This window comes from Nonomuraea maritima, assembly GCF_900100395.1.
Classification (GTDB): domain Bacteria; phylum Actinomycetota; class Actinomycetes; order Streptosporangiales; family Streptosporangiaceae; genus Nonomuraea; species Nonomuraea maritima.
Genome location: NZ_FNFB01000024.1, coordinates 66,929 through 83,334 on the forward strand (window position 1 = coordinate 66,929; position 16,406 = coordinate 83,334).

Sequence of the window (16,406 nt, forward strand, 5' to 3'; positions counted from 1 at the left end):
TCAGGCCAGCCCGTGCCGTACGGCGTAGAGGGCGGCCTGCGTGCGGTCCTGGACGCCCAGTTTCATGAGCACGTTGGAGACATGCGTCTTGACCGTCTTCTCGGCGACGGCGAGGCTGCGCGCGATCTCCCTGTTCGACCGGCCTGCCGCGATGAGCGTGAGCACCTCGCGTTCGCGCTCGGTCAGCGGCGCCGGCCCCGTCGCGGCGGGCCCCGCTGAGGGGGTCAGCATCGCCTCCGCCGCCTCCGGGGCGAGCAGCACCTGCCCGCCGTGGACGGTCCGTACGGCCTGGACGAGCGCGCCCGGGGCGACGTCCTTGTAGAGGAACCCGGCTGCTCCCGCCCGCAGCGCCGGGCCCACGTCGGACCGGTCGCTCACCGAGGTCAGCACGATCGCCCTGGTCGCCGACCCGGACAGCCGCCGCAGCGCCCCGAGCCCGTCGAGCACGGGCATCTTCAGGTCGAGCAGCAGCACGTCGGGGCCGAGCTCGGCGACCAGCGCCACGGCCTGTTCGCCGTCGGCCGCCTCCCCGACCACCGTGATGTCGTCCTGCAGGTCGAGGAACGTCCGCAACCCCTGCCGCACCACCGGATGGTCGTCGGCGATCAGCACCCGGATCACCCGCTCACCTCCACGCGCACGGTCGTCCCCTGGCCCGGGACCGACTCGACCGTCAGGACACCGCCCACCGACTCGGCCCGGTCACGCATCGACGCGAGGCCGAGGCCACGCGAATCGGCCTGCTCGAAGCCGCGCCCGTCGTCGCGCACCTCCAGGACCGCCCTGCCGCCCTCGTACGCGATCCGCACCGTCACGGACGTCGCCGCGGAGTGCCGCAGCGCGTTGTGCAGCGCCTCCTGCACCACCCGCAGCAGCTCCACCTCCACCGCCGGGTCGAGCGGCGGCAGCTCGCCGTACTCGAACGTGACCAGCGACGGATGGAGGCGATCGAGCATGCGTACGTGCTTGCGCAGCGTCTCGGTCAGGCCGTGCCGGTCGAGCTCGGCGGGACGCAACTCGACGATGACCGCCCGCAGCTCCGACAGCGCCTCCCCGGCCAGCCGCTGGACCCGGTCGAGCTCCTCGGCCGCCTTGTCGGGGGATCTGTCGAGCAGCGTCGCGGCGGCCTGGGCGCTCAGCCGCAGCGAGAACAGTTTCTGCGTGACCGCGTCGTGCAGCTCACGCGCCATCCGGTTGCGCTCCTCCAGCATGGCGAGCTCGCGTCCGCGTTCGTAGAGCCGCGCGTTGGTCAGCGCGATCGCGGCGTGCGTGGCGAAGAGCGTCAGCAGGTCCTGGTCGTCGGCGGTGAACCCGCCGGGCGTGCGCTTGTTGGCCAGGAAGATGATGCCGAGCACCCGGTCGCCGTCGCGGATCGGGACGCCGAGGAAGTCCTTCATCACCGGATGGGCTTTCGGCCACCACTCGAACCGGGGGTCTTCCCGCAGGTCGGCCAGCCTGACCGGGCTGCCCTCGCGCAGCATCGCGCCGAGCATGCCGTGCTGGCGGGGCAGCGGGCCGATCGCGGCCCACTGCCTGGCGGTGAGGCCCTCGGCGACGAACTCGGCGAACGACCCGTCGTCGTCGGGCACCCCGAGAGCGGCGTGGCGGGCGTCCAGCAGCTGCTGCGCCGAGCGCACGATGACCTGCAGCACCTCGCGGACGGACAGATGGCGGGTGACCGCGAGCACGGCCGAACTCACCGCGTGCAGGATCTCGTCTCGGTCGGCCGCCACGCCACCAACTCTAGGGGCGGCAGGTCCTAGGACGATGGACCGAGTACGGGCCCGGTCCGCGGCCCGATGTCCGCCGGGCGCCGCGTGCCTAGCGTCTGGTCCATGACGAAAACCGCACTGATCACCGGCGCGTCCCGCGGCCTCGGCCTCGCCCTCGCGAGGTCGCTGGCGGGCGCCGGCTGGAACCTCGTCCTCACCGCGCGCGGGGCCCGCGACCTGGAACGGGCCGCCGCCGAGCTGGGCGCCACCGCGATCCCGGGCGACGTGACCGACCCGGCGCACGTCGCCCGGCTGGCCGCCGCCGTGCCCGCGCTGGACCTGCTCGTCAACAACGCGAGCGACCTCGGCCCCACGCCGCTCCCGCCGCTCGCCGACCACCCGCTGGGGGCGTTCAAGACGCTGCTGGAGACGAACGTCACCGCGCCGCTCGCCCTCGTCCAGGCCACGCTGCCCGCGCTGCGCGCGTCCGGCGGAGCGATCGTCAACGTCACCTCCGACGCCGCCACCGGCGCGTACGAGGGCTGGGGCGGCTACGGCGCGACCAAGGCCGCGCTGGAGCAGCTGTCCAACGTGCTGGCCACCGAGGAGCGCGGCGTACGCGTCTGGTGGGTCGATCCGGGCGAGATGAACACCCGGATGCTCGCCGACGCGCTGGGCTCGGAGGAGGCCGCCTCGGCCGCCGACCCGGCCAAGGTCGCCGCCGCGCTGCACGACCTGGTCGGCTCGCGTCCGGCCAGCGGCAGGGTGAGCCTGCAGTGACCGCCACGCTGGACTTCACGCTGCCGCCCGGCCTGTCGGCCCGCGAACCTGCCGAGGCCCGCGGCCTGGCCAGGGACGCCGTACGGATGCTCGTCTCGCGCGGCGAGCTGGAGCCGTCCCACCACCGCTTCGGCGACCTGCCTGACCTGCTCGACCCGGGCGACCTCGTCGTGGTGAACAACTCGGCGACGCTGCCCGCGGCTGTCCGGCTCGACCGGCTCGCCGTGCACTTCTCCACCGCCGCGCCGGACGGCACGTGGCTGGTCGAGCTGCGCCAGCGCAGCGGGACGGCCACCGAACCGTACGCAGGGGGCGAGCCCGGCGAGTGGCTGCCCATGCCGGGGCGGGCCACGCTGCGGCTGATCGCCCGCGAGACCCCGCGGCTGTGGCGGGCCACCCTGGACCGGGACGTGGAGCCGTACCTCCGGGCGCACGGCGTGCCGATCCGCTACTCGTACGTCGACCGTGACTGGCCGATCGAGGCGTACCAGACGGTGTTCGCGACCGTGCCCGGCAGCGCCGAGATGCCGAGCGCGGCCCGGCCGTTCAGCGCCGAGCTGGTGACGGCGCTGGTGGCGCACGGGATCGGCATCGCGCCGATCACCCTGCACACGGGAGTGGCCTCACCCGAGAAGGACGAGCCTCCCTACGCCGAGCGGTACGAGGTGCCGGCCGCGACGGCACGCCTGGTCGGCCTGGCCCTGGCGAACGGCAACCGGGTGGTGGCGGCGGGCACGACCGTCGTACGGGCCCTGGAGACCGCCGCGGACGCGCCCGGGCACGTCACGGCCTCCTCCGGCTGGACCAGGCACGTCGTCACCCCGGAGACCGGCGTGCGGGCCGTCACCGGCCTGATCACCGGACTCCACGAGCCGCGCTCCAGCCACCTGCTCATGCTCACGGCGATCGCCGGGGCGCCCGCCCTGGCCCGGGCGTACGACGCGGCGCTCGGCGCGGAATACCTGTGGCACGAGTTCGGCGACACCCACCTGATCCTGAAAAAGTAGGCTTTACTGAAACTTTGCCGGACGGTTGACTCCTCGCCGGCTTCGGGGACGCGGCCCCCTCGTCGCACCGGCACCCGTGTCTCAACAGGTGACCAGCTTCACGGGCACGATGCCCGGAGCAGTACCGTGGCTGAATGTGGACCAGCGCACCCTCCTGATCACACTGACCGGCCCCGACCGTCCGGGCGTCACCTCGCGGCTGTTCTCGGTGCTGTCGAAGTTCCCGGTGACCGTCGCGGACATCGAGCAGGTCGTCATCCGAGGCCGGCTCACGCTGGGCGTCCTCGTCGCGTACGCGGGCGGTGCCCCCACCGGCACCGGCTCCACCCTCGGCGCCATGTGGACCGCCGTCGAGCAGGTCGCCGAAGACCTCGGCATGGAGGTCGAGCTCTCCACCGGCTCCCAGACCCGGGAGCACCGCCGCCGCGGCCGCCTGTCGGTCAGCGTCCTCGGCGCCACCCTGCAGCCGGCCGCCATCGCGGGCATCGCCGGCCGCATCTCCGCCGCCGGCGCCAACATCGACCGCATCGAACGCCTCGCCCAGTGGCCCGTCACCTGCATCGAGCTGTCGGTGTCCGGCGCCGACCCGGTCGCCCTGCGCGTGGAACTCGCCGCCGAGGCTGCCGCGCAGGAGGTCGACGTCGCCGTCCAGCGCACCGGGCTGTCCCGGCGGGCCAAGCGCCTCATCGTCATGGACGTCGACTCCACCCTCATCCAGGGCGAGGTCATCGAACTGCTGGCCGCGCACGCGGGCTGCCTCGACGAGGTCGCCCGCGTCACCGAGGAGGCCATGCGCGGCGAGCTCGACTTCGCCGAGTCGCTCAAGCGCCGCGTCGCCCTCCTGGAGGGGCTGCCCGCCGAGGTCTTCGACCGCGTGCGCAAGGAAGTGGTGCTCACCCCAGGCGCCCGTACGCTGGTGCGCACGCTCAAGCGGCTCGACTACCGCTTCGCCATCGTCAGCGGCGGGTTCACGCAGATCACCGACTCGCTGGTCGAAGAGCTCGGCATCGATTACTCGGCCGCGAACGTCCTGGAGGTGGCCGACGGCCGGCTCACCGGACGCGTGGTGGGCGAGATCGTCGACCGGCCGGGGAAGGCGCGGGCGCTGGAGAGGTTCGCCCACGAGGCCGGGCTGCCGATCTCGCAGACCGTCGCCATCGGCGACGGGGCCAACGACCTCGACATGATCGCCGCGGCCGGGCTGGGTATCGCGTTCAACGCCAAGCCTGTGGTCCGCCAGGCGGCCGACACGGCCGTCAACACGCCGTACCTCGACTCGATCCTCTACCTGCTCGGCATCTCCCGCGACGAGGTCGAAGCCGCAGACGCCGAAGACGCCACCCACTGAACATCAGCGTTCCCCGGGGTCAGTGTTCTTTGGGGTCCCAGTGGGCGGTCAGGCGGCCCTCGCCGGGGGTGAGCTCCTCCCACGGGGTGTTCACCTCGATCACCGCGAACGCCCCCGGGTGGAACGCGTAGTCGCCACCCGCCAGCCCCACGGCCAGCTCTTGCACGCCGGGGTTGTGCCCGCACAGCACGACCGTCCGCGCGTCCGGGTCGCACCGCCGTACGATCTCCAGCAGTTCGTCCGCGTACGCCTCGTAGATGTCACGCTCGTAGCTGATGTCCTTGCCGGGGAAGGCGAGCTGGGCCGTACGCCGGGTCCTGACCGCGGGTGAGCAGAGCACCACGTCGGGGTCGAGACCGGCCGCTCTGAGCTCCTGGCCGACCTGCTGGGCGTCACGTTCACCCCGGTGGGTCAGCGGCCGCTCCCTGTCGGCCAGCCCGGCGACGTGGGCGGCCTTGGCATGACGCAGCACGATCAGTGTCCGCAAGAGATCATCCCGTCCTGGTGGCCAACACGGACAGGCCCACGATCACGGCCAGGATGGCGATCATCGCCAGCAGGATCAAGCCCAGGGCCTTGCCCCCGTTGGGCTTCTTGTCGTCGTCCACCCGCCCAGTTTCCCACCCACCCCCACCCCCTCCTCCACGGGTCCTCCCAGACCCCCAAGGCCAGAAAACAGGCCCACCCATCACCCCCCGCCCCCACTCCCGGACGCGACACACCCGCCCTCCCTGGACGGGAGAGCGGGCGTTCCCGCTGCGCCGGCCCCTGGACGCGGAACGCCCGCCCTCCCGGAGCGGGAAGGCGGGCGTTCGAAACGGGTTCTCACGACGCGACGGGCTGGTGCTCTCGGTCGTTGTTGTTGGACGGTGACGTGGTCACCGAACGGCGCTTGGACACCACGATGGCGATGACCACCACGGCCACCGCGAACACGGTGATGCCGATGCGCAGCGTCGGGTTGTCCGCATACAGGACGACCGCCGGCGCGACCAGCAGCGCCACCAGGTTCATCACCTTGATGAGCGGGTTGATGGCCGGGCCCGCGGTGTCCTTGAACGGGTCGCCGACCGTGTCGCCGATGACGGTGGCCGCGTGGGCCTCGGAGCCCTTCCCGCCATGGTGACCGTCCTCGACGAGCTTCTTGGCGTTGTCCCAGGCGCCGCCGGAGTTGGCGAGGAAGACCGCCATGAGCGTGCCGCAGGCGATGGCGCCCGCGAGGAAGGCGCCGAGCGGCGCGTACCCCAGCGCGAAACCGACGGCGATCGGCGTCATGACGGCCAGCAGACCCGGCGTCGCAAGCTCCCGCAGCGAGTCACGGGTGCAGATGTCGACGACCCGGCCGTACTCGGGCTTCTCGGTGCCGTTCATGATGCCGGGCCTGCTGCGGAACTGGTCGCGTACCTCGAAGACCACCCGCATCGCGGCCCGGCCCACCGCCATGATCGCGAGCCCGGAGAACAGGAACACGACCGCGGCGCCGATGATCAGGCCGACCAGGACGTTCGGCTGGTCGATGCCGACGCTGAAGGTGGAGAACGAGCCGAGCGCTTCCTTGATGGACGTGGTCGCCGCCGCCAGCTGCGTCTCGACCGACGTGCGGAACGCCCCGAACAACGCCGTCGCGGCCAGCACGGCGGTCGCGATGGCGATGCCCTTCGTGATGGCCTTGGTGGTGTTGCCGACGGCGTCGAGGCTGGTCAGCACGCGGGCGCCTTCGCCGTCGACGTCGCCGGACATCTCGGCGATGCCCTGGGCGTTGTCGGAGACGGGGCCGAAGGTGTCCATGGAGACGATGACGCCGACCGTGGTCAGCAGACCGGTTCCGGCCAGCGCGACCGCGAACAGGGCGATGGTGACGTTGCCGAAGCCGAGCAGGAACGCCCCGTAGACCGCGCCGCCGATGATGAGCGCCGAGTAGACGGCCGACTCAAGGCCGACGCTGATGCCCGCCAGGATGACGGTGGCGGGGCCGGTGGCGGAGCTCTCGCCGATCTCGCGTACCGGACGCCGGGTCGTCTCCGTGAAGTAGCCGGTGAGCAGCTGGATGGCGCTGGCGAGCACGAGCCCGATGAGCACCGCGACGATGGCGATGAACCGCGGGTCGGCGTCGGACTGCACGGCGGCGTTCGTCAGGCCGGCGAAGGTGTCGGGCAGGTACCAGAACGCGGCCGCCGTCACCAGGACCGCCGAGATCGCGGCGGAGATGAAGAAGCTGCGGTTGATCGCCGCCATGCCGCTGCGGTCGCGGTCGCGCATCCCGGTGACGAAGATGCCGATGATCGCGGTGATGACACCGATCATCGGGACGATGAGGGGGAAGATCAACCCCTCCTCGCCGAACGCCGCCCGTCCCAGGATGAGGCTCGCGACCAGCATGACCGCGTACGACTCGAACAGGTCGGCCGCCATGCCGGCGCAGTCGCCGACGTTGTCGCCGACGTTGTCGGCGATGGTGGCCGGGTTGCGCGGGTCGTCCTCGGGGATGCCCTGCTCGACCTTGCCGACCAGGTCGGCGCCGACGTCGGCCGCCTTGGTGAAGATGCCGCCGCCGACACGCATGAACATCGCGAGCAGCGCCGCCCCGAACCCGAACCCTTCGAGCACGTGCGGCGCGTCACCCTGGTACATGAACACCACGACGGCCGCGCCCAGCAGTCCGAGGCCGACGGTGAACATGCCCGCCACACCGCCGGTGCGGAACGCGATGCGCATGGCGCGCTTCTCGCCCGACTCCTTGGCCGCGGCGGCCACGCGCACGTTGCCGCGCACGGCCAGCCACATGCCCATGAACCCGGTCAGCGCGGAGAACACCGCTCCGACCACGAAGAAGATGGAACGTCCGATGCGTACGTCGGTTTCTCCTGGCAGCAGGAGCAGAAGGAAGGGAATGACAACGACGAAGATCGCCAACGTGCGGAACTGGCGCGTGAGATAGGCTCCGGCGCCTTCTTGTACGGCACGCGCGATGTTCTGCATGCGTTCGGTGCCCTGGCCGGCGGACAGCACCTCCCGCACCAGTCCGCCGGCTACGGCTAGCGCGATCAGTGCGACCGCGGCGACCACGATCACGATGGTGAGATTGTTTCCGCTCAGGGCCAGATTGGACGCTGGCTCAGCCGCCAGCATGTGCCTGCTCATCGTTCTCCTCGGCAAGACCGGTCGTCCTGCCCGGGCGGTGCCTCCCGGCTACCTCGGCGGGTGGTGCGGCACCATCCGGGTTGTGGGTGCCGCTTCCGGTTGAATCCGCGTTCCGCCGGATCACCTTGGCCGGTGCCGGGAGTCTACGCACGCACACAACGGATATGAAGGCTCTGAGGGCCGGTAATTACGCGAGTGTTGAGTAATCCCCTGCTTGTGCCCGGGTTTGGGGTCTGACAAGCGATATTTCCGTTGGTTTGAGGTCACAGCAAGCGTCCAAATCGGCCGGACCGAAATACGAACCACATGGACGCCAGTGAAACCTGTCACCTCACCCGAGAGGCCGACCGGCACCCCATTCCGCCCCTACGTTGCACCCGGCCTACAGCAGCTCAAAGGCGATGCGGAGCAAGGAGGACCACCCCTACGAACCCGATCCAGACAGCAGCCTGCCAAAGAACCCAAGCCACCACCAAATCAACCTCCAAGGAACAGGACCCTAAATTCAAGCATTCACCAACAATCCCCCAAGCTGGAGCACCAACACTTGGCGGCAGATACGCGAACAAGCCAGTCATATCGCCAGGCCCCGAACCCCACCCAGCGAGATACTCACCCCCTTGACCATCCACCACCTGAACTCACCAGGACAATTGCCTCCCGCCGTAGTGGCAACACAACCGCACTCCACCGTGCGGCACTCCGCCCGTCCTCCCCACCGCACGACCGCGGCCCGCCCGCGTGACAGCACAACCGCACCCCACCCGTCCTCACCGCCGCACAACCGCGCCCCGCCCGCATGACAGCACGACCGCACTCGACCCATCCCACGCACAGCGACAGCCGCCCGCCCGCACACCCATCTCGACACAGCCGCGCTCCACCCGCCCCGCCACACGACCGCGCCCACCCACGCCCACAGCACGACCACACCCCCCGTCCTCACCGCCGCACAACCGCGCCCCGCCCGCGTGACAGCACGACCGCACTCCACCCATCCCGCGCACCGCGACAGCCCTCCGGACAGAGCCCCCACCCGAACGCCCATCTCGGCACAGCCGGGTTCCACCCGTCCAGCAGCCGTACTTCTCGGGCCGAGCGGCGCCGCCATGGTCACGGCGGCGGCCGTCGCGCCTCCGCTGTGGAGCGGCACCGAGCAACAGCCCGCCAGCCACCGGCGGCCACCTGCCACCACGTAACGGGCGATCGCCGCCCCGGAGCCTTCACCACCGCGCCAGGACGGCGTCACGCCCGCCCCTCAGCACGGCAGCGTCATACCTGCAGCGTGACGGTAGCCGTCCAGGCCCTCTCTACCGAACGCCAATCGCGGCACGCGCTGTCAAGGCCGCCAACTGGGATGGGCACCAGGTCAGGCAGGTTTTCAGCAACGCCGGTCGGCGGCACGGCGCCAATGCACGCGCCCATCCTGCCGAACAGCTTTCCGATCAGCGGCCTTGATGAGCCGGTCAGTGGCTTTCACCAGCCGGGAGGCGACAGCGGGCCGGCATTGGGGTGTCGAAGGATTCGGCTTCGCCCGTGGCGGGGCTCGGCGGCTGTCTTGGCCTGCGCCCCGAGATGGTGGTGCGGCGGGCTGCTGCTCAAGCTCCTGCGCTCAGCGGGCCCCGGAGCCATTCCCGGCCGATGGTGGGGGCGCGCGCAGGCAGTTCGTTGCCGACGAATGCGCCAAGCCACGATCCTCCTGGAGGAGCTCGGCTGGAGGACACTCCAGTTCGACTCGCGCCGGCCGCCGGTTCGCCTGGTGGCCGGGATGGCACCACCCGTCAGGCGGGCACCGCAGCGCTCGGATCATGGCGGAACTCCAGCCCCGGTCGCGTTGCAACGCCATGGTGAGCGCGGCAACGATCGAATCGAAAGGCACCGCATGACAGGTGCAAATGATCAAGCCGGACAGGCGGCCGGCGATCCGCAGCCAGCCCGTCCCGTCCCTGCTGGACAAGCAAGCTTTCCCTGCACAGGTCGAAGACACGATCCCAGTGCGCTTCCGACCCGCACCCGCCACCCGAAGCCGTCAGCAGGCCCCGAAGGCGGCGGCCGACGAACGGGCGATGGAGTTGCTCGAACGGGTGGGCATCGCGGCACAGGCGGACAAATGCCCGGCCCAACTCCCTGACAGCCTGTAGCTACGCCTCTCGATCGCGAGAGCACCGGTCACGGGCACGTGCCTGCCCAGCGACATATCGATGGCCGTCCATCAAGCGCGAACGCGTACAGGACGGGGACGATCAAGAGCTTGCCTCGGCCTGCGGGATGCACCGTCGGCCGGCGCGGACCACTCAGCGATCTCGGTACGGACAACAAGGTCACCCGCGAGGGCATGCGGAGGCACCGGCGGCGCGTGCCGGTGCGTCTGCACGTGGTTCTACACCGACACGGCTGCGGGCCAGCTCATGCGGATGTTCGTCCCCTTGGGGCTCGGGAAGACCTCGACGTCGTCGGCCAGTCCTTCGATGACCGCGATGCCGAAGCTCGACATGAAGGAGTCGGACAGCATGCCGAGGTCGAGTGGCTGCTCCTGCTTGATTTCCTCGCTGGGGGCCAGGTCACTGACCGTGACCTGGAAACGCCCGGAGTCGTCACGCAGCTCGATGCGGATGGGCTCGCCCGGACAGTGAACCCGATGCGCCTCGACTGCCCTGGAGCAGGCTTCACCTACGGCGAGCCTGACCTCGTCCAGCAGGGACTCCTCCACTCCCGTGCGGCGAGCAATCGCCGTCGCCACCAACCGGGCGGTGCGCACATGCGCGGGGAGGGCGCTGAACGTCAGCTCGACGGTAGCCATGCTACTTGTCTTTGCCGTGAGCTTCCTTGGCCTCGTCGACCGAAGCGTAGATACCGAAGACCTTCGTCAGACCGGTGATCCGGAAGATCTTGAGAATCCGCTCCTGCGTGCAGACCAGCTCGAGCGAACCGTCGTGGGCACGCACCCGCTTGAGCCCCCCGACCAGGACACCGAGGCCCGTGGAGTCGAGGAAGTCCACCTTCTCCATGTTGACGAGGAGGTGGAAGTTGCCCTTGTTGACAAGGTCGATCAGAAGCTCACGCAATCTCGGCGCCGTGTAGACATCGATCTCACCCTCGACCTCCACGATGGTGAGTCGGTCCTCGGTGCGGTGATCCAACTTCAGATCCACAGATCCTCCAGCGCCTCGCCTGCGAAACTACCCTTTTGGGCCTGGCAGTCTGGAACGTGGCTCCAAACTGTCCGACCCTGACGCGCGGCATTCAACCACGCGCCTGGCTTGTGTCTATACGAAATCACGATTCCCGGCGACTTTGCCCATCGATGCAAGACTGGAAACAGTGACTTCCTCCGCATCCTCCCCAGAACGAGCAGGTCCACTCCTCCACCACCTGCTTGGTGTTCCCGCACGTCACAAGCACGTAACGCACGTGGAGCAGGTTTCGGCACGCAGGGCGGGCGAGACGCGCTGGCCCGAGTGGGCGCCGGAGGCGCTGGTTACGCGCTTGGCGAACCACGGGATCACCGGACTCTGGGCCCACCAGTACGAGGCCGCCGACCTGGCGTTCCGTGGCCGAAACGTGATCATTTCCACTGGTACGGCGTCCGGCAAGTCGCTCGCGTACCTGACCCCCGCGATCGCCGGCTGCCTCGACCGCGGAACGGTTCTTTATCTGACGCCGACCAAGGCCCTGGCCGCCGACCAGCTCCGCGCCCTGCGTGAGCTGCGCATCACCCAGGTGCGCGCAGCCTGCTTCGACGGAGACACGCCGTTCGAGGAACGCACGTGGATCCGCCAGCACGCCAACTACGTCCTCACGAACCCGGACATGCTGCACCGCGGCATCCTCCCTCGTCACGCCCAGTGGTCGTCCTTCTTCCGCCGCCTACGCCTGATCGTCGTGGACGAGTGCCACGGCTACCGCGGCGTCTTCGGCTCGCACGTCGCCCAGATCCTGCGCCGCCTGCGCCGCGTCTGCGCCAAGTACGGCTCCGAGCCCACCTTCCTGCTCGCCTCGGCGACAGCCAGCGAGCCCGGGACGTTCGCAAAAAGGCTGACGGGGCTCGAGATGGCCGAGGTGACCGAGGACGCCTCGCCCAGGGGTTCGACGACCATCGCGCTGTGGGAGCCGCCCCTGACGGAGCTCCGGGGCGAGCGGGGCGCACCGGTACGCCGTACGGCGACGGCCGAGGCGGCCGACCTGCTGGCGGATCTCGTGCTGGCCGACGTACGCACGCTCGCGTTCGTCCGCTCGCGCCGCGGCGCGGAGACGGTCGCCCTGTCCGCCCGCGCCAAACTGTCAGACGTCGCCTTCTCCCTCACCAACCCGTACGTGACTACGCCAACCCTCCCAACCACGTCCGCCGTCCCGGACACATCCACCATCCCCGGCACGACCGCGGCCCCGGGCGCAACGTCCGTCGCGGGCACAACATGCGCAACCCCCGCATCGGGCGCAACCTCCGTCGTGGGCACAACCTGCGCAACTCCGGCATCGGGCGCAACCTCCTCCGTCCCGTTCACGTCCGCCGTAGCGGGCGCGACCAGACCGGAGACCGCGGCCGACCGGGAGACCACAGCCGGCCCGGCACCGGACGGCGTCCCCTCCAGCGAAGGCCGGGCACCGCACGACGCCGCCTCCCTTCCGCCGACCGCGCCCGACCTCCCTGTGCACTCTCGCCGGGAGGGCGCGCCCCTGACGGCCGGGGACACGGTCGCGACCCCTGAGCAAGACGCCTGGACGATTCCGGACGCCGACCCAGCGGAGCTCGCCGAACTGCCCAACCGGATCGCCGCCTATCGAGCCGGTTACCTCGCCGAGGACCGCAGACTGCTGGAGAAGGCCCTCCGCGCCGGCACGATCATGGGCCTGGCCACCACGAACGCCCTCGAACTCGGCGTGGACGTCTCCGGCCTGGACGCCGTGCTGATCACAGGCTGGCCCGGCACCCGGGCTTCGTTCTGGCAGCAGGCAGGCCGAGCGGGCCGCGACGGTCGCGACGCGCTGGCCGTGCTGATCGCCCGTGACGACCCGCTGGACACCTACCTCGTCCACCACCCCCAAGCCCTTTTCGGGCAGCCCGTCGAGGCGATCGTCCTCGACCCTGACAATCCGTACGTACTCGGACCTCACCTCTGCGCCGCCGCGGCCGAGATCCCGCTGACCGAGGAAGAGCTGCCCATCTTCGGCGCCACCACGGTCGACGTGCTGGAGGACCTCGTCAACCAGAACCTGCTGCGGAAGCGCCATGCGGGGTGGTTCTGGACCCGCCGCGAGCGTGCCACCGACCTAGCCGACATTCGCGGCGGCGGAGGCGCTCCGATCCAGGTCGTGGAGTCGTCCACCGGACGGCTGCTGGGCAGCGTGGACGAGCCCTCTTCCCACAGCACGGTCCACACAGGCGCGGTCTATCTCCACCAGGGCGAGACGTTCCTGGTGGAACTGCTCGACCTGGAGGCCGGTGTGGCACTGGTGTCCAGCGGCAACCCGGACTACACGACGTTCGCCCGCGACATCACTGACATCTCCATCCTTTCGACTCTGCGCTCTCACGCTCTTGGTCCCGGCACTTTGAACTTCGGCGAGGTGGAGGTGACCCGGCAAGTCGTCTCGTACCTCAAGAGGCGCCTCCAATCAGGCGAGATGCTCGGCGACGAACCCCTGGAGCTGCCGCCCCGCACCCTCCGCACCCGAGCGGTCTGGTGGACGCTGCCGGCCTCGGCCGTGGCACCTCTGGCGGAGGCGGGCATCGACCTCGGGGGTGCCGCCCACGCCGCCGAACACGCCTCCATCGGCCTGCTCCCCCTCTTCGCCACCTGCGACCGCTGGGACATCGGCGGCGTCTCCACCGAACTGCACGCCGACACGGGCTTGCTCACGGTGTTCGTGTACGACGGCCACGAGGGCGGCGCCGGCTTCGCCGAACGTGGCTACGCCCGCGCGGCCGACTGGTTGACGGCCACCCGTGAGGCGATCTCGTCCTGCGAGTGCGAACGTGGCTGCCCCTCCTGCATCCAGTCGCCGAAGTGCGGCAACGGCAACGAACCGCTGGACAAGCGAGGCGCCATCCAGCTCCTCGACATCCTTCTCGCGCTGACGTAGCCCCCTGGGTGCACGCCTGCTGGGGCATCACCGGACTTCCGTGAGGGGAATCGGCACCGCCGGGCCGGCGCGCGCTCTGCCCGTCAGGGTGCGCGGGCCTACCAGCGGGACCACGACGGGCAACGAGGTCCAGACATCGACGACATCGCCGGTAAGCGTGCAATGGATGAGTTTGACGCCATTCTGCTCAGCGAGGGCCGACGCTCTGTCGCAGGCGCCGTCCGGGTCGACCATCGCCACCCGGGCCGCGGCCAGGGCGCTGAGGTCGGCAGCTCCCGCGACACGATGACGGGCCACACGTACGGAACCCACCGTGGCGAACGCCATGGCGATCGCCATGAGCAGGCCCATGAGGGCCACACCCCAGAGCGTGGCCGAGCCCCGCTCGCCGGCTCGGTCGCGTTCCCTGCGGTCGATCATCACCTCTCCTGTGGATAGACGGCTGGCTAACTGGGAGGCCGCCCGGCCCGCGGAGCAGTGGGCCGCTCGGCAGGCCGGGCTTCCGTGACGGGCGCGGGGTTCACCGCAGGCCCGGTGTTCACCGCAGGCCCGGTGTTCATCGCACGCCCGGGGTTCATGGCGGGCCCGGATTCATCGCGGATCGACTGATTGGCTGACATGTCGGCGTCGTCGGGGACGAGCGCGCTTGGGACGTCGTGCTACGGCAGCTCGACTGCTCACCGGAAAGCATGAATTTCGAGGATCGGGGTGTCGGTGGTGTAGGTCGTGTTGGCTGATGATCTTGTGTGGCAGCCGCGCGGGACTGCGGCGGGGCTGGAGCGCTGATGTTGTGAGGCGGCTGTGCGCCGGAGGGGCGGTCGTCCAGGTGCCGGTCGGCGTGACGGCTTGCTTACTCGGGAAGGTCGGGTTCGGTGTCGGCGGTGGCGGTGGCGGATACGCGTACGGGTGGCAGGGAAAGCCCCCAGCTGGGTCGTACTTCTACGGTGACGTGCACTTTCGTCAGTTCTGACTCGCGAGAAACGGCGACATCGGCGTCCGGGCGGGTGGCGGTCCGAACGAGATCGCGGACCTGGTCGAGCGGCTCCCCTCTGGCCGCCGCTCTGACTGCGGCGCGGGCAGCGTCCACGCATTCGAGTTGCGCGCCGACCGCCTGGATCGCCCACAGGGCCGCTGCGAGGACGACCATGAGCGCAGGCAGCATCGCAGCGGTCTCGGCCGTCACCGAACCCCGCTGCCCCAACCGCCTGCCGTACCGGCGAGGGCGCTCAGCGCGGGCGGTCATTTCTTGGCGGTGTTGAGCGCGCGGTCGATGAGGGACGTCAGCATCTCCTGGACTTCTGTGCTGCTCACGACCTTGAACAGGAGCGCGGCGAAGGCACAGGCCGCGATGGTGCCCACGGCGTACTCGGCTGTGGACATGCCGCGTTCGCGGTTGACGGTGGCGTAGTGGCGCCACGCGCTGAGGCTTGGCTTGGCCGTCTTGATGTCGGAGCACGACTGCGTGGTGTTGGCGCGCCGGTTTCGGCCGCTGTCTCCTGATCGGTCGTCCGGGCCGGCGGAACCGCGTTGCGGCTGCTCGACCATGGCGCTCTCGCCGGTCGTGGGCGCATGCGAGGACGCGGTCGCGTCGTACGGCATGGGGGTGTGAACGTCGCCGTTCGAGGCGGCTCGGATGGCGTCAGGCGTCGTGGCGGGACTGTGCATCGTGCCTCCAGGTGCGGTCGGAGCCGGGGTCTTGCCCGGCGGGAGTCCAGGGTCGCCCAGGCGGGATGGTGTGCGAGGAGCCAAACGGCGTTCTGTGGATAACCGGAGCGGAGGCGTTGCAGGCTGTGGATGAAGCTTGGGATCGTCCCGGTGCATCTCCGACCGCATCGCCACTAGTGACGCCTTGACCTGTGGATAACAGCTGCGCTGGGCATGGCAGGCAGGTGGTGGATCCGGCACGCTGGCGGACCGGGACGCAGCATCGGCCGCAGGCGCAGCATCGAACGCGCCCAGTGGCCGACAGCATCGCCGCACCCGACATGCCCGGCACAGCCATTGGGGTCGCGGAAAACCAGCCCGACAAGGCTGACGGCATCGCAGAGTCGTACGAGCACGCGGCAAGACCGACAGGGTCACGACACCGAACGAACCCAGTAAGCCGCGGGGCTCGTGGGGCGAAACGAGTTCCGCATGGCCGGGGCATGGGGTTGGACGCGGCCGAGGCTCGGTGGGGCTCATCAGATGCCTCCGAGGAAACCCGCCTTCAGGCGGAGGAGGAATCGGAAACCCTCCTCCAGGCGGGGAGGATGTCAAAGGTCGCTCTCCAGTCACGGACGCCACGCCTGCGTCGAGGTGATCGCCAGGGGCCGAGAATCGTTCTCCTCGCCG

At 70.1% G+C, this 16,406-nt stretch carries 14 protein-coding genes; 5 read left to right on the forward strand and 9 right to left on the reverse strand.

What is annotated here, in order from left to right:
* Complete coding sequence (locus BLR04_RS29360; RefSeq protein ID WP_090771327.1) at positions 1–621, reverse strand: response regulator; 621 nt, start codon at positions 619–621, stop codon at positions 1–3.
* Positions 618–1,733, reverse strand: coding sequence for a GAF domain-containing sensor histidine kinase (locus tag BLR04_RS29365; protein WP_176903343.1), 1,116 nt, complete (start codon positions 1,731–1,733; stop codon positions 618–620). The genes BLR04_RS29360 and BLR04_RS29365 overlap by 4 nt, the downstream gene beginning before the upstream one ends.
* A 102-nt stretch (positions 1,734–1,835) precedes the next feature.
* On the opposite strand from BLR04_RS29365, the gene BLR04_RS29370 reads away from it, so the two are divergent.
* From BLR04_RS29370 to serB, 3 genes are all read left to right on the forward strand, one after another.
* Entirely contained in the window at positions 1,836–2,492 is a 657-nt protein-coding gene (locus BLR04_RS29370) for an SDR family oxidoreductase (protein ID WP_090771329.1), read from the forward strand.
* Positions 2,489–3,499 (forward strand): S-adenosylmethionine:tRNA ribosyltransferase-isomerase, encoded by a 1,011-nt coding sequence (locus BLR04_RS29375; protein WP_090771331.1) that lies wholly within the window; start codon positions 2,489–2,491, stop codon positions 3,497–3,499. Before BLR04_RS29370 ends, BLR04_RS29375 begins: the two co-directional genes overlap by 4 nt.
* A 136-nt stretch (positions 3,500–3,635) precedes the next feature.
* Positions 3,636–4,847 (forward strand): phosphoserine phosphatase SerB, encoded by a 1,212-nt coding sequence (gene serB, locus BLR04_RS29380; RefSeq protein ID WP_090771333.1) that lies wholly within the window; start codon positions 3,636–3,638, stop codon positions 4,845–4,847.
* A 19-nt stretch (positions 4,848–4,866) separates the two neighbouring features.
* Here serB and BLR04_RS29385 read toward each other — a convergent pair whose 3' ends face one another.
* Positions 4,867–5,334, reverse strand: coding sequence for a SixA phosphatase family protein (locus BLR04_RS29385; protein ID WP_245740666.1), 468 nt, complete (start codon positions 5,332–5,334; stop codon positions 4,867–4,869).
* Between the two features lie 338 nt (positions 5,335–5,672).
* Positions 5,673–7,988, reverse strand: coding sequence for a sodium-translocating pyrophosphatase (locus BLR04_RS29390; protein WP_090771335.1), 2,316 nt, complete (start codon positions 7,986–7,988; stop codon positions 5,673–5,675).
* A 1,895-nt stretch (positions 7,989–9,883) separates the two neighbouring features.
* Here BLR04_RS29390 and BLR04_RS29400 point away from each other — a divergent pair.
* Positions 9,884–10,129, forward strand: coding sequence for a hypothetical protein (locus tag BLR04_RS29400; RefSeq protein WP_090771339.1), 246 nt, complete (start codon positions 9,884–9,886; stop codon positions 10,127–10,129).
* A gap of 239 nt (positions 10,130–10,368) precedes the next feature.
* Here the strand turns inward: BLR04_RS29400 and BLR04_RS29405 are convergent, their stop codons facing one another.
* Both BLR04_RS29405 and BLR04_RS29410 read right to left on the reverse strand, forming a co-directional pair.
* Positions 10,369–10,788, reverse strand: coding sequence for an ATP-binding protein (locus tag BLR04_RS29405; RefSeq protein WP_090771341.1), 420 nt, complete (start codon positions 10,786–10,788; stop codon positions 10,369–10,371).
* A gap of 1 nt (position 10,789) precedes the next feature.
* Complete coding sequence (locus BLR04_RS29410) at positions 10,790–11,140, reverse strand: STAS domain-containing protein (RefSeq protein ID WP_043629845.1); 351 nt, start codon at positions 11,138–11,140, stop codon at positions 10,790–10,792.
* A 409-nt stretch (positions 11,141–11,549) separates the two neighbouring features.
* Here BLR04_RS29410 and BLR04_RS29415 point away from each other — a divergent pair, with 409 nt between their 5' ends.
* The gene (locus BLR04_RS29415) at positions 11,550–14,072 is read left to right on the forward strand and encodes a DEAD/DEAH box helicase (RefSeq protein WP_245740678.1); all 2,523 of its coding nucleotides are present in this window, start codon (positions 11,550–11,552) and stop codon (positions 14,070–14,072) included.
* Between the two features lie 27 nt (positions 14,073–14,099).
* Here BLR04_RS29415 and BLR04_RS29420 read toward each other — a convergent pair whose 3' ends face one another.
* The 3 genes from BLR04_RS29420 to BLR04_RS42625 all read right to left on the reverse strand — a co-directional run bounded on the left by BLR04_RS29420 (position 14,100) and on the right by BLR04_RS42625 (position 15,737).
* Positions 14,100–14,492 carry an Rv3654c family TadE-like protein gene (locus tag BLR04_RS29420; protein WP_090771343.1) on the reverse strand — a complete coding sequence of 131 codons (393 nt, stop codon included), beginning with the start codon at positions 14,490–14,492 and terminating at the stop codon, positions 14,100–14,102.
* Between the two features lie 430 nt (positions 14,493–14,922).
* Positions 14,923–15,255: a TadE family type IV pilus minor pilin gene (locus BLR04_RS29425; RefSeq protein WP_245740668.1), complete on the reverse strand. Its 333-nt coding sequence runs from the start codon at positions 15,253–15,255 to the stop codon at positions 14,923–14,925.
* Positions 15,256–15,311: 56 nt separating this feature from the next.
* The gene (locus BLR04_RS42625; RefSeq protein ID WP_342672314.1) at positions 15,312–15,737 is read right to left on the reverse strand and encodes a DUF4244 domain-containing protein; all 426 of its coding nucleotides are present in this window, start codon (positions 15,735–15,737) and stop codon (positions 15,312–15,314) included.
* Positions 15,738–16,406: the final 669 nt, after the last annotated feature.